Annotated in this window: 12 protein-coding genes; 6 read left to right on the top strand and 6 right to left on the bottom strand. The window is 66.6% G+C overall.

Annotated features, from left to right (window positions below; all coding sequences use genetic code 11):
- Positions 1–22: 22 nt before the first annotated feature.
- Entirely contained in the window at positions 23–442 is a 420-nt protein-coding gene (locus QFZ46_RS05510; protein WP_307359150.1) for an RbsD/FucU family protein, read from the top strand.
- Between the two features lie 4 nt (positions 443–446).
- Here the strand turns inward: QFZ46_RS05510 and QFZ46_RS05505 are convergent, their stop codons facing one another.
- Complete coding sequence (locus tag QFZ46_RS05505) at positions 447–1319, bottom strand: sugar phosphate isomerase/epimerase family protein (protein WP_307359149.1); 873 nt, start codon at positions 1317–1319, stop codon at positions 447–449.
- A 196-nt stretch (positions 1320–1515) separates the two neighbouring features.
- On the opposite strand from QFZ46_RS05505, the gene QFZ46_RS05500 reads away from it, so the two are divergent.
- The 3 genes from QFZ46_RS05500 to QFZ46_RS05490 all read left to right on the top strand — a co-directional run bounded on the left by QFZ46_RS05500 (position 1516) and on the right by QFZ46_RS05490 (position 5136).
- On the top strand, positions 1516–3018 hold the full coding sequence (locus QFZ46_RS05500) for a sugar ABC transporter ATP-binding protein (RefSeq protein ID WP_307359148.1): 1503 nt from the start codon (positions 1516–1518) through the stop codon (positions 3016–3018).
- On the top strand, positions 3018–4049 hold the full coding sequence (locus tag QFZ46_RS05495) for an ABC transporter permease (protein WP_307359145.1): 1032 nt from the start codon (positions 3018–3020) through the stop codon (positions 4047–4049). The genes QFZ46_RS05500 and QFZ46_RS05495 overlap by 1 nt, the downstream gene beginning before the upstream one ends.
- A gap of 85 nt (positions 4050–4134) precedes the next feature.
- Positions 4135–5136, top strand: a complete 1002-nt coding sequence (locus QFZ46_RS05490; RefSeq protein ID WP_307359143.1) for an ABC transporter substrate-binding protein — start codon at positions 4135–4137, stop codon at positions 5134–5136.
- A 174-nt stretch (positions 5137–5310) separates the two neighbouring features.
- Here QFZ46_RS05490 and QFZ46_RS05485 read toward each other — a convergent pair whose 3' ends face one another.
- From QFZ46_RS05485 to xylB, 4 genes are read right to left on the bottom strand one after another with little or no spacing between them, the layout of a single operon-like run.
- Complete coding sequence (locus tag QFZ46_RS05485) at positions 5311–6297, bottom strand: phosphotriesterase family protein (protein ID WP_307359140.1); 987 nt, start codon at positions 6295–6297, stop codon at positions 5311–5313.
- Positions 6294–7223, bottom strand: a complete 930-nt coding sequence (locus QFZ46_RS05480) for a shikimate dehydrogenase family protein (protein WP_307359138.1) — start codon at positions 7221–7223, stop codon at positions 6294–6296. The genes QFZ46_RS05485 and QFZ46_RS05480 overlap by 4 nt, the downstream gene beginning before the upstream one ends.
- A 10-nt stretch (positions 7224–7233) precedes the next feature.
- Positions 7234–8184, bottom strand: coding sequence for an NAD(P)-dependent oxidoreductase (locus QFZ46_RS05475; protein ID WP_307359136.1), 951 nt, complete (start codon positions 8182–8184; stop codon positions 7234–7236).
- On the bottom strand, positions 8184–9791 hold the full coding sequence (gene xylB, locus QFZ46_RS05470; RefSeq protein ID WP_307359134.1) for a xylulokinase: 1608 nt from the start codon (positions 9789–9791) through the stop codon (positions 8184–8186). Before xylB ends, QFZ46_RS05475 begins: the two co-directional genes overlap by 1 nt.
- A gap of 99 nt (positions 9792–9890) precedes the next feature.
- On the opposite strand from xylB, the gene QFZ46_RS05465 reads away from it, so the two are divergent.
- Positions 9891–10496, top strand: coding sequence for a glucose-6-phosphate isomerase family protein (locus tag QFZ46_RS05465; protein WP_307359132.1), 606 nt, complete (start codon positions 9891–9893; stop codon positions 10494–10496).
- A gap of 15 nt (positions 10497–10511) precedes the next feature.
- Here the strand turns inward: QFZ46_RS05465 and QFZ46_RS05460 are convergent, their stop codons facing one another.
- Complete coding sequence (locus tag QFZ46_RS05460) at positions 10512–11042, bottom strand: CGNR zinc finger domain-containing protein (protein ID WP_307359130.1); 531 nt, start codon at positions 11040–11042, stop codon at positions 10512–10514.
- Positions 11043–11081: 39 nt separating this feature from the next.
- Here QFZ46_RS05460 and QFZ46_RS05455 point away from each other — a divergent pair, with 39 nt between their 5' ends.
- On the top strand, positions 11082–12137 hold the full coding sequence (locus QFZ46_RS05455; RefSeq protein WP_307359127.1) for an EamA family transporter: 1056 nt from the start codon (positions 11082–11084) through the stop codon (positions 12135–12137).
- Positions 12138–12141 lie beyond the last annotated feature (4 nt).

Below are 12141 nucleotides of genomic sequence, written 5' to 3'. Positions count from 1 at the left end.
AGACCGAACGCGAGGACGAAGAATGCTCGAAGGAATCAACCCGCTGCTCTCCGGCGAGCTGCTGCTGCACCTCGATCGGATGGGGCATTCGGACGCCGTCGTGATCGCTGACGCGCACTTCCCGGCGTGGGGGCTGGGGGAGCGCGTGATCGACCTGCCGGGTACGACGACGCCCGAGGTGCTCGCCGCGATCCGCACCGTGATCCCGCTGGATGATGCGCCAGGTCTGGATCTCATGGAATCCGCAGACGGCGAGGTGCTCGATGTGCAGCGCGAACTCATGGACGCGGCGGGCACCACAGTGGAGACCACGCGGTTCGTGGAGCGCTTCGCGTATTACGAAGTCGCGGCGCCGGCCTACCTCATGGTGCGCACCGGTGAGACGCGCAAGTACGGCAACGCGCTGTTGCGCAAGGGCGTGGTCGGTCACGCCTCCGCATAGGGATTCAATGCAGGTCGATCGTGCCGACGGCGTGCAGCCCATCACGGATGAAGCGGTTGGCGTGAGCGGCGAGATCATCGGAGTCCTGCCAGAGATTGCGCCAGATCCCGAGGGTGTTGCTCAGCTCGGCGCTGACCACGGCTGACGAGAACGACTCGAACACGACCGGGCCGTCGTATTCGACGTCGTGCAGTGCGCGGAAGAACGTCGCGAAATCGACCGTGCCTGTGCCGAGGTAACCGCGGTGGCTGTCGCCGATGTGCACGTAGCCGAGCTTGCCGGCCGCGGCGACGTCGTGCACCGGCTGGAAGAAGTCCGATTCCTCGATGTTCATGTGGTAAGTGTCCAGGTGCACGCTGACATCCCCGGTCACGCCGTCGAGGAACCCGAGCGCGCCGCGGCCGGTGTTGAATGCGTTCGATTCGTAGCGGTTGACGACCTCGAGGGAGAGGCGGATGCCGCGCGCCGCCGCCTTCGCCGCCAACTCGGAGATCGCGGCCTGGCTGTTCGTGAGCCCCTTCTCCGTCGCCGGCGCCATGTACTTGCCCATCGCCGAGTAGATGACGCCGCACAGCACGTCGCCGCCCATCGCCGCGACGTGATCCAGGCAGCGCTCCAGCATCACGACTCCGGAGGCGACGACCGCTGGGTCCTCGCTCGTGAGGTCGGTCGCCGGCGTCAGGCCGAGAGACGCCGTCACGGCGAGGTCGTTGTCGCGCAGCATCCGCCCGGCCAGCTCGGAGTCGAACGACGAAGCGTCCATCAGAGGGATCTCGATCAGGTCGAAGCCGGCGTTCTTCGTGCCCTCGATCGCCCGCCGCAGGCCCGACTCGTCGAAGGTTCCCGTGAAGACCAAGCCGTGCGCGCCGATGAGCATGTGCGTCCTTCTCTCTGCGCGTTCGTGCGCATCCGTGACAAAGTTGTTATTACAGGTCTAGCATGGCAGGACTCCAGTAGGTACATTTAGATACAACTTGCATCAGAGATCACGCTGGTACAGAATTGACCCGATGTTTGAATGGTTTCCATTCGAACGGAATCGGTACACGACCTTCAAGGAAGCAGGTGAGTACATGAGTGATCCCATCCTCAGGGTCGAAGGAATCAGCAAAGGCTTCCCCGGGGTTCAGGCCCTTCAGGATGTGCACCTCGAAGTGCACGCCGGCGAGGTGCTCGTTCTCGTGGGTGAGAACGGTGCGGGCAAATCGACGCTCATGAAGATCCTGTCTGGGATCTACGCGCGTGACGAGGGCACGATCACCTTCGAAGGTCAGGAAGTCGAACTCACCAGCCCTCTGCAGGCGCAGCATCTCGGCATCACGATCATCCATCAGGAACTCAACCTGATGCCCGACCTCACCGTTGCGCAGAACATCTACATCGGCCGCGAGCCCACGTCTGCGCTCCTGCTGTCGGAGCGCAGGCTCAACAAGCAGACCGCCGAGCTGCTGAGCCGATTGGGCATCGACCTCAATCCGCGCCAGCTGGTCGGTGAGCTGACCGTCGCCGAGCAGCAGATGGTCGAGATCGCCAAGGCGCTCTCGTTCAACGCGAAGGTGCTCATCATGGATGAGCCGACCTCCGCCCTCACCGACAGCGAGGTGGAGACGCTGTTCGTCCTCATCGAACAACTGAGAGCCAGCGGCACCGGGATCGTCTACATCTCCCACCGCATGGATGAACTGCGTCGTCTCGCCGACCGTGTCTCAGTGCTGCGAGACGGGCGATACATCGGATCACTGGAGAAGAGTGAGATCAGCGTCCCGAAGATCATCGAGATGATGGTCGGACGCGTGATCGACGAGGGAACCCGTCCGAAGGCACGTGAGCATCTCAGTGATCCCGTCGTGCTCGACGTGCAGGGCCTCACGACGAAGTCGCTGCTGAAGGACGTCACCTTCCAGCTCCACAAGGGTGAGATCCTCGGGTTCGCGGGGCTCATGGGCGCGGGGCGCACCGAGACAGCCCGCGCCATCATCGGTGCCGACCCGCGGGACGGTGGAGCCATCCAGGTCGATGGCCGCGCCGCCAGGATCAACCAGCCCGCCGACGCCGTGTGCCTCGGCGTCGGCTACCTCTCGGAAGACCGCAAGCGCCTCGGTCTCATGCTCGAGCAGAGCGTCACTTTCAACACCGTCCTGGCCTCGCTCGACTCGTACGCCAATGGCATCGGATGGATGGGCGACAGCAAGGCGAAGCAGCGCACGAAGGAGTACGTGCAGCAGTTGCGGGTGAAGACCCCGTCGGTCAATCAGGTCGTCAAGCTGCTCTCGGGTGGGAATCAGCAGAAGGTCGTCATCGCCAAATGGCTCATGCGCGACTGTGAGATCCTCATCTTCGACGAGCCGACCCGCGGCATCGACGTCGGCGCGAAGGAAGAGATCTACCGGCTCATGCAGCAGCTGGCGGATGCCGGGAAGTCGATCATCGTCATCTCATCGGAGCTCCCGGAGATCCTCCGCGTCGCGAATCGCATCGCCGTGTTCGCGAACGGCCGGATCACCGGAACGCTCCGCAACGAAGAAGCCAGCCAGGAGAAGATCATGCAACTCGCAGCCCATGGGGAGGAAGACTGATGAGCACCCCAGAACAGTCCGGATCGACGACGACCGTCATCCAGCAGGCAGTGAACGAGAACACGGACAAGCGCGACACGCGTGCGTTCCTCAAGCGGCAGGTGCAGCAGTCCCTGGCCTTCGGCACCCTGGTCGTGCTGCTGATCTTCTTCTCGCTCGCGAGTCCGAACTTCTTCACGTTCAGCAACATCGCCTCCGTGCTGCTGTCGACGGCGGTCATCGGCATCCTCGCCCTCGGCACGACGTTCGTCATCATCACGGGCGGCATCGACCTGTCACTGGGAACCGGTATGGCGCTGTGCTCTGTGATGACGGGTGTGTTCATCACGAACATGGGTCTGCCGGTCTGGGTCGGTGTGATCGGCGGCATCGCCACCGGTGTGCTGATGGGGTTGGTCAATGGCGTCAACGTGACGTTCCTGCGGTTGCCCCCGTTCATCGCCACGCTCGCGATGATGATGATCGCCGGCGGTCTCGCCCTGGTTATCTCCGGTGTCGCCCCGATCTACTTCTCGACGTCCGCACCTGACTTCAAACGGATCGCGCTCGGGGCGATCATCCCCGGAATCCCGAACGCCGTTCTGATCACCGCCGTGCTCGCGATCATCGCGTTCCTGGTGCTGTCGAAGACGCTGCTCGGCCGGTACACGTTCGCGATCGGCTCGAACGAGGAGGCCACCCGGCTGTCGGGTGTGAACACCCGTCGCTGGACGATCTTCGTCTACATGTTCGCCGGGGCTTTCACCGGGATCGCCGGAGTGGTCATCGCGTCACGTCTCGACTCGGCGCAGCCTCAGATCGGCACCGGATACGAACTGCAGGCGATCGCCGCCGTGATCATCGGCGGCACCTCGCTGCTCGGCGGTCGCGGCTCGATCATCGGCACGGTGATCGGTGCTCTCATCATGAGCGTGCTCGTCAACGGTCTCAGCATCCTGTCGATCCAGACCGAGTGGCGCAACATCGTCGTCGGCGTCGTCGTGCTGCTGGCGGTCTTCCTCGACTCGCTGCGCAACCGCCAGCGAACCTGATCCTTCCTTCCCGATCCACCACAGCGCCGACCGACAGGCCGGCATCCACAGAACAAATCAGTGATCACCGAACAATGGAGTTTCCATGCGATTTGGCAAGAAGACCGCATTCGCGGCACTCATGGCCGCATCCGCACTCGTGATGGCGGGCTGCGCAGGCGGCGGCGACATCATCGAAGAGGGCGGCACCGACGGCGGCGGCAGTAACGACGGCGAGATGTACATCGCTCTCGTCTCGAAGGGTTTCCAGCATCAGTTCTGGCAGGCAGTGAAGAAGGGTGCGGAGCAGAAGGCAGAAGAGCTCGGCGTCAAGATCACCTTCGAAGGTCCCGCCGCCGAGACCGAGATCGCCCAGCAGCTCGAGATGCTGACCACGGCGATCGACAAGAACCCGGATGCCATCGCCTACGCCGCGCTCGACCCCGAGGCGTGCGTCGCCCCGCTCGAGCAGGCGAAGTCGAAGGACATCCCTGTCGTCTACTTCGACGCCCCGTGCAACGGCGACGTGGGCCTGAGCCTCTCCGCGACCGACGGCAAGGTCGCCGGAGCCCTGGCCGCAGAGCACATGGCGGAGCTGATCGGCGGCGAGGGCGAAGTCGCCATCGTCGGCCACTCGCAGATCAACTCGACCGGTGTAGAGCGCCGCGACGGTTTCGTCGAGAAGATCGAGGCGGACTACCCGAACATCGAGATCGTCGACATCCAGTACGGCGACGGCGACCACCTGAAGTCGGCTGACATCGCCAAGGCCATGATCGCGGCGTACCCCGACCTTAAGGGCATCTACGGCACGAACGAGGGCTCGGCCATCGGCGTCGTGAACGCCGTCGGCGAGCTCGGCCTCGAGAAGGGCAAGCTCACCATCGTCGGATTCGATTCCGGTTCGGCACAGCTCGAAGCCATCAAGAACGGCACCATGGCCGGCGCCATCACACAGGACCCGATCGGCATCGGCGAGCAGGTCGTCCAGGCCGCGTACGACGCAGCCAACGGCGACGCCGTCGAGGAGTTCTACGACACCGGCTCGTACTGGTACGACGCCACGAACATGGAAGACCCGGACATCGCCGCGGTCCTCTACGAGTGATCTGATCGGTCGGCTTCGGCCCCTCGTCTTCGGGCGAGGGGCCGTTTCCATGTTCCGGCAGACGCATCCGGTGCACGGATGCAGGGTGATCGTACGTATGCAGGGGCAGACCACGGCGTTTCGCCCTGCATCCGTGCATTCACCCTGCAAGTGTGCGGCGCAGCGCCCTCGGAGTCATGCCAGGGTGAGCAACCGGGCCGGATTGGCGACCAGCATCCGGTCCACGACCTCGTCGCCGACGAGCGACCGCAGCCGCGGGATGTACCGCTCGCCGAGGTAGGCGAGGCCAGGCATGCCACCGTAGGAGACGTAGCGGGTGCGGCGGGCGACGTCTCCGCCGAGCAGGATGCGATCGCCGCTGCCCTGTTCGACGACTGCGGCGGTCAGCGCCAGCAGCTCGGCGTCGCTGCGCGTGCGGGGGCGGGCGAATCCGTCATAGCCGAGATACGCGCCGCGTTCAGCGAGGGAGGCGTGCAGACCGGCATCCGGATCCCGGTCGGCGTGCGCGAGTACGACGCGATCGGATGCCACGCCGTCGGCCACGAGCAGGTCGAGTACTTCGTGCGCCGCCGTGCAGAACTCCAGGTGCACCATGAGCGGTGCGTGGGTGGCGCGGTGCGCCGCGGCCAGTGCCTCGAGCGTCGTCCGTTCGAACGGGCTGATCCGCCAGTAGTCGATGCCGCCCTTGAGCAGCCCGGCGCGCACGGGGGATCCGGTCGCAGTGCGCGCGGTCCGCACATCAGGGCTCTCGAAGATCTCGGCGTCGTCTGCGGCCATTCCAATGGTGACGTCGGCGATGAAGAGTTCTGCGAGCTGCTCGGCGGTCCAGACCTGCGTCGGATGCTCGTCGCCGTAGTGCGCCTCGCGGTGCCGCCCGGTCGTGGCGATGACGTGCAGTCCGGCAGAAGCGCTGATGCGCGCAAGGGCCTCGGGGTCGCGACCGAGACCGAAGGGCGTGGCATCCACCATGGCGGCGAACCCGCTGCCCTGCAGCAGAGCGGCCTCCGCGCCGGACGCGGCTTCGTCGTCGAGCTCATCGCCCGACAGCAGCGGAGTCACCTGGAAAAGGTGCTCGTGGTAGTTCGTCGCCCCGAGCTGCGCCGGGTCGATGTCGCCGAGGACGGTGCGGACGGCGCGTTGAGTCAACGCTGCAGCACTCATCGTCGCGCGAATTCGGCGGCCTCGGCGAGCTGTTCGACGACCTCGGATGTCAGCTCGAGTTCGAACACGTCGGCGATGACCTGAGACCATCCGTGGATGAAGTATCGCCACCCATCGATCACCTGCGGGCCCCGCGAGCTCTCCTGCGCGCGCGCCTGGTGCAGGAACTCCAGCGAGCCCCGGTAGTTGAACTCCCAGACATATGCGCCTTCGGGGAAGACGACGTCATCCGGCAGGGGAGAGCCCGGCCTGTCCTTGCCGAGTCCCGTGGCGTTGACGATCAGCGATCCTGATGGCGCAGCCGTGACGATCGCGGCGGCGTCTTCCGGAGCATCCGTGCGCACGTAGGAGATGAGCCCGTCGCGGGTTCCGTGCTGGAGATGCACCTCGCGCAGGTGTTCGAGCTTCTCGTCGTCGCGCGCCGTCACGACCACGCGCGACGGAGCATCCGCCCGCTCGGAAAGGGCCCAGCTCAGCGCGGTGCCGGAGCCGCCGGCGCCGAGGATGACGACTTCGGCGCCCGTCGAGGTGAAGTGGTCGGCGGGCAGGAAGTCGCTCAGCGCCAGGTCGACCGTGATCGGATCCTTCGCCCTGCCCGACAGTCGCGAGTCGCGCTTGGCGATGCTGGAGATCTCCGAGCACGAGACCGCGAACGGGTCGAGCTCGTCGAAGAGGCGGGATGCCGCGGCGTACAGGTTCATCTTGTGCGTCGTGACCAGGGCGCCGCGGTGATGCGGGTCGTCGCGGATCTGCTCGACGAGGGCGAGGTACTGCTCGGGCGTGGCATCCATCGGCAGATCGTGTCCGACGAGAGTGCGCGTCGGCAGGCCGAGGATGTCCGCCCAGCGCGGGAAGACCTGCATGATCGACGACGAGCCGGTGGTGACGCCGACGAAGCCCATGTAGTCGGAGGAAGGTGCGGTCATGCGAGGCCTTTCAGCGTGTGACGGGGTGGACCGGATACCGCCCGGCGAGGATCGCGAGTACGTCGTCGAGCGACATCGAACCCATGTTGTCGACAGCCTGGGTGGTCTGCGCGCCCAGGTGCGGAGTCACGATCACGCGGTCGGCGAGATCGTCGGCGAGCAGCGGGCTGGCGGATGCCGCGGTGTCGCCGTCGAGTGTGTCGGCCGCGTAGCCCGAGAGGCGTCCGTCCGCGAGCGCCTTCGCGACGGCGGCTTCGTCCACGAGATCGGGGCGGGCGGTGTTGACGATGATCGTGCCGGGCCCGATGCTGTCGAGCCGAGCCGCATCGACGATCCGCTGCCCGCCCGGTGCATGCAGGGTGATGACGTCGGCGGATGCGAACAGCTCGTCGAGCTCGACCGGCGCGGCACCGAGATCGCGGATGCGGTGCTCGGCGAGGAACGGGTCGGCGGCGATGACGCGCGGGCCGAAACCGCCAAGGCGCTTCGCGACGCCCTGTCCGATCCGGCCGAAGCCCACGATCCCGACCGTCGCCGCTCCGAGTTCGCGTCCGCGGCGCACACCCCAGTCGCCCTGGCGCACGCGGCGGTCGCCGTCGGGGATGAAGCGGAGTGCGGCGAGCATGAGGCCGATGGCATGGTCGGCGACAGCATCGGCATTGGCCCCAGGCGTGTTCGTGACCTGGATGCCGCGGGCCTCGGCAGCTTCGAGGTCCACAGCCTCGGTGCCGACGCCGTATCGGGCGAGCACCTTGAGGTTCGGAGCGGCGGCGAGGTGGGCGACGTTGACCGGGCCGGTGCCTGCGATCCAGGCATCCGCCCTCGCGAGCAGAGGGGCAAGCTCCAGCAGGTCGTGGTGCGCAGGGCCGCGGACGATCCGGTGCCCTGCCTCCGCCGCGCGTGCGATGAGATCGAGGTCGCCGTCCGAGAAGGAGCGGCTGGTGGCGAGGATGATGCCCATCAGCCGGCATCGCTCGGGTCAGCGCCATCCGTCGCGGCGACACTCTGGGGGCCGTTTGCACGGTTGTCGGACGTATTCGGCGAAAGGGTCCGACCTGTGTCCGAACGGCCCCCGGACTGTGCAGGCCCTGCCGCGAACCAGGGGGCCAGGGCGTCGTAGGCGCCGGTGAAGCGCGCGTGCCGCGCCGCGTGCACGCTGTGGCGATCGGCATCCGGGGTGAACTCCGCCGTCACCTCGCTCAGGTCGCGCGCTGCGGAGAACTCGGCCAGGCCGAGCCCGACCGCACCGGTGACGGCCGCACCGAGGCTGTTCGCCTCTTCGACTATGGTGCGCCGCCGTACCGGCATGCCCCACACATCGGCGAGGATCTGCAGCAGTGCATCGCTCTGCGCGCCGCCACCCACGGCGTCGATCCGGTCGATCGCCGCACCAGACTCGCGGAAGGCGTGGATGCTGCTGAGCAGGCTGTAGCCGAGGCTCTCCAGCACCGCGCGCATCAGATGCTGGCGGGTGTGATGGCGGCCGATGCCGACGAAGGCGCCACGGGCGTTCGGGTCCCACATGGGCGAGCGTTCACCGAGCAGATAGGGCAGGAAGTAGAGGTCCTCGGCATCGAGGTCACCGCCGGCCTCAGTGGTGAGTCGGGCCGTGTCGGGATGCCGAGGGTCGGGGGAGAGCGCTTCGCTGATCCACTGGATCGAGGCGCCGCCGGCCTGCATCGTCGCGGTGGGCACGTAGCTGTTCGGCACGACGTTGTCGAAGGTGAAGGTGCGCATCCCCTTGTCGAGCAGGGGAGCGTTCGAGGCGAAGGAGATCCACGCGGAGGTGCCGAGGCACACGTACGCGCCGTCCTCCGGTGCGACGATGCCTGATCCGACGGCGGCCATCGGACCGTCGCCGCCGCCCATCACCACGCGCACGCCGGTGTGCAATCCCAGGGCAGATGCCGCGGCATCCGTCAGCGAGCCCGCGACCGCCGTCGAATCGAGGATCTCCGGGAACAGCGATCGATCGAGGCGGGACGCTGCGAGCACCTCATCGGACCACTCGCCGGTCTGCTGGTCGTAGGCGTTCGTGCCGGAGGCGTCGGAGCGATCGGTCGCCAGGCGCCCGGTGAGACCGAGGACGATGTAGTCCTTGGCGATGCAGAAGCGGCGCACGCGCGACCACACGTCGGGTTCGTTGTCGCGCACCCACATGACCTTCTCTATCGAGTAGGTCGGGTTGAGACGGTGGCCGAGCACCCGGTAGGCATGCGCTGCGCCGAGCGATTGCTCGAGCTCGTACTGCTGGGCGCCCGCACGTGTGTCTGCCCAGATGATCGCGGGTCGCACGGGAACGCCCTCCCCGTCGAGCAGCACGGCGCCCATCATCTGTCCGCTCACGACGAGCCCCTGCACGTCGGCCGGCGCGGTCCCCGTGCGGGCGAGGAGTTCGCGGGTCGCCGAGGCGACGGCATCCCACCAGTCCTGCGGGTCTTGCTCGGCGACACCGCCCGCGGCGAAGTGTGCGGGGTAGCGCGCCGTCGTCGACGCGACCAGGCGCCCGTCGTTGTGATGCAGTGAGGCCTTGTTGCCTGTGGTGCCGAGGTCGTGCGCGATGATCACAGTTCGTGCCTGCTTCGTTGGTTGCGGTTTCCTGAACGTGCTGTTTTGGAGTATACCTGTAATTACAGGTCCTGTAGTTACAAGTCGTAGGAGATCATCGTGAGCACCCCATCGGTCGTGGACATACCCACCCTGCTTGAGATCTCGCCGCAGGGCGGTGTCGAAGGGCGGTCCCGACGCTACGAGAAGTATCTGGGTGACATGGACGGTGTGTACCGCGACGAGAGAGCCTGGCAGGATGCCGTCGGCGAGCACGGCGCGGACGAATTGGTCTACTGGGTCGACGACCATCGGTACCAGGAGGGCCCTGGCGCGCTGATCGTCGGCACGAGCACCCTGCTGCCCGGTCGTTACGGCGAGGAGTTCGCCGTGACGCGAGGGCACCTGCACGCGGTCGCTGATCGGGCTGAGCTGTACTACTGCCTGAGTGGTCGCGGTGTCATGCTGCTGGAGACGCTCGACGGACAGGCTTCGGCCGTCGAGCTCTCACCGGGCCAGGCCGTGAACGTGCCGGGTCACTGGATCCATCGCAGCGTGAACGTGGGGGACGAGCCGTTCGTCACGCTGTTCTGCTACGCCGCGGACGCGGGGCAGGACTATGCCGTGATCGCCGATGCGGGCGGTATGAAGAACCTCGTCGTCGCGGACGGCGACGGCTGGGCGCTCAAGGACAACCCTGACCACGCCGGGTACCGCCGTCAGTAGACGGCGCCTTCGGGATCACCGCTGTCGTGCGCGGTAGGCGGCCACAGCGTTGCGGTTCGTGCAGGCGGTCGAGCAGTAACGGCGCGACCGATTGCGGGAGAGGTCCAGGACGATCCCCTCGCAATCCTCGTCGGCGCACACTGCGAGCCGACTGCCTTCGTCGGCCCGCACCACGTCGAGGAGTGCCATGGCCGTCTCGGCAAGGATGCGCTCGGCGAGTGGGCGGTCATCGGCGACCGCATGCAGATGCCAGTCCGCCTCGTCGTGACGCACGACGTGCGCGTCGAATGTCACGTCACGCAGTGCGTCGTTGATGCCGGCGACCATGTCGGCGCGTGGCGCGAGCAGCATCCCGCGCAGTCGCGGACGCAGCGCGCGGAGGGTCGACAGCTCGTCGCTGTCGCGGTCGATGCGGCCCGTGTAGGGGAACGCCTCGAGGAAGCCTTCGAAGTCTTCTGGAGTGGCGAGGGTCTCCGGTTCCTCCGCAGTGTTGACGAGGTGGACCGCGGCGCGCAGCGCTTCGACCGTGTCATCTGTGAAAAGCATATTGACACCTTACATGTGTCGTGGATAGTGTCATCGATCATGACCACTTTGGCAGATGACAGTCGTACGCGCTCCGGCTTGCGGATCGGACTCCCGCTCGCGATCGGCGCGGCCTTCGCTTTCGGCATGTCCGGCGCGTGGGCACGTGGGTTGATCGACGCCGGGTGGACCCCTGGTGCGGCGGTCACCGTTCGGATCTGGGTGGCCGCGCTCGTGCTGCTCATTCCCACCGTGATCGCCCTGCGTGGTCGGTGGCGGCTACTGCTCCGGAACGCAGGGATCATCGCCGCATACGGGCTGCTCGCAGTGACGGCCACGCAGCTGTTCTACTTCCAGGCGGTCGCTGTGATGGATGTCGGGCTCGCGTTGCTCATCGAGTACACGGCGCCGATCGCCGTCGTGCTGTGGCTGTGGATGCGACGGGGCGAGAAGCCCACGGGCCGCAGCATCCTGGGCGCGCTGATCGCCTTCGCCGGACTCGTGCTCATGCTCGACGTGCTCTCGGGCCGCATCGTCGACGTCGGTGGAGTGCTCTGGGCGTTCGGCGCGATGGTCGGAGCGGCGGCGTACTTCATCCTGTCCGCCAAGAGCGACACGGGGCTTCCGCCGCTCGTGCTCGCCGGTGCAGGCCTCTTCGTCGGTGCGGTCGGCCTGACGCTGGCCGGGCTCATCGGGATCATCCCCGTCTCCTGGAACACGGACGATGTCACCTACCGGTTCGGGACGGTGCCGTGGTTCGTGCCAGTGCTCGCGATCGGCATCATCGCCACGGCGCTGGCATACGTGCTCGGCATCGCCTCCACTCGCCTGCTCGGTTCGCGGTTGGCGTCTTTCATCGCGCTCGCCGAGGTCGTGGCAGCACTGCTGTTCGGATGGCTGCTGCTGGGTCAGCTGCCGAACCTGCTGCAGGGCGTCGGGGCGGCTCTCGTGCTCATCGGCGTGGTGGTCGTGAAGCTCGGCGAGCCGGCGGCGGCTGTATCCGGAGACCAGGTTCTCGCATCGCCCGGTGAACACTTCGTGGAAGCCCTTGAAGTCGTGGGTCTGGCGGACGAGACTGGCCGGGCCGGTGCTCGCACGGGCCCGGATGACGTGTAAGAGA

This window comes from Microbacterium murale, assembly GCF_030815955.1.
In the GTDB taxonomy this organism is placed as follows: domain Bacteria; phylum Actinomycetota; class Actinomycetes; order Actinomycetales; family Microbacteriaceae; genus Microbacterium; species Microbacterium murale_A.
This window is presented reverse-complemented; position numbering and strand designations above follow the sequence as displayed.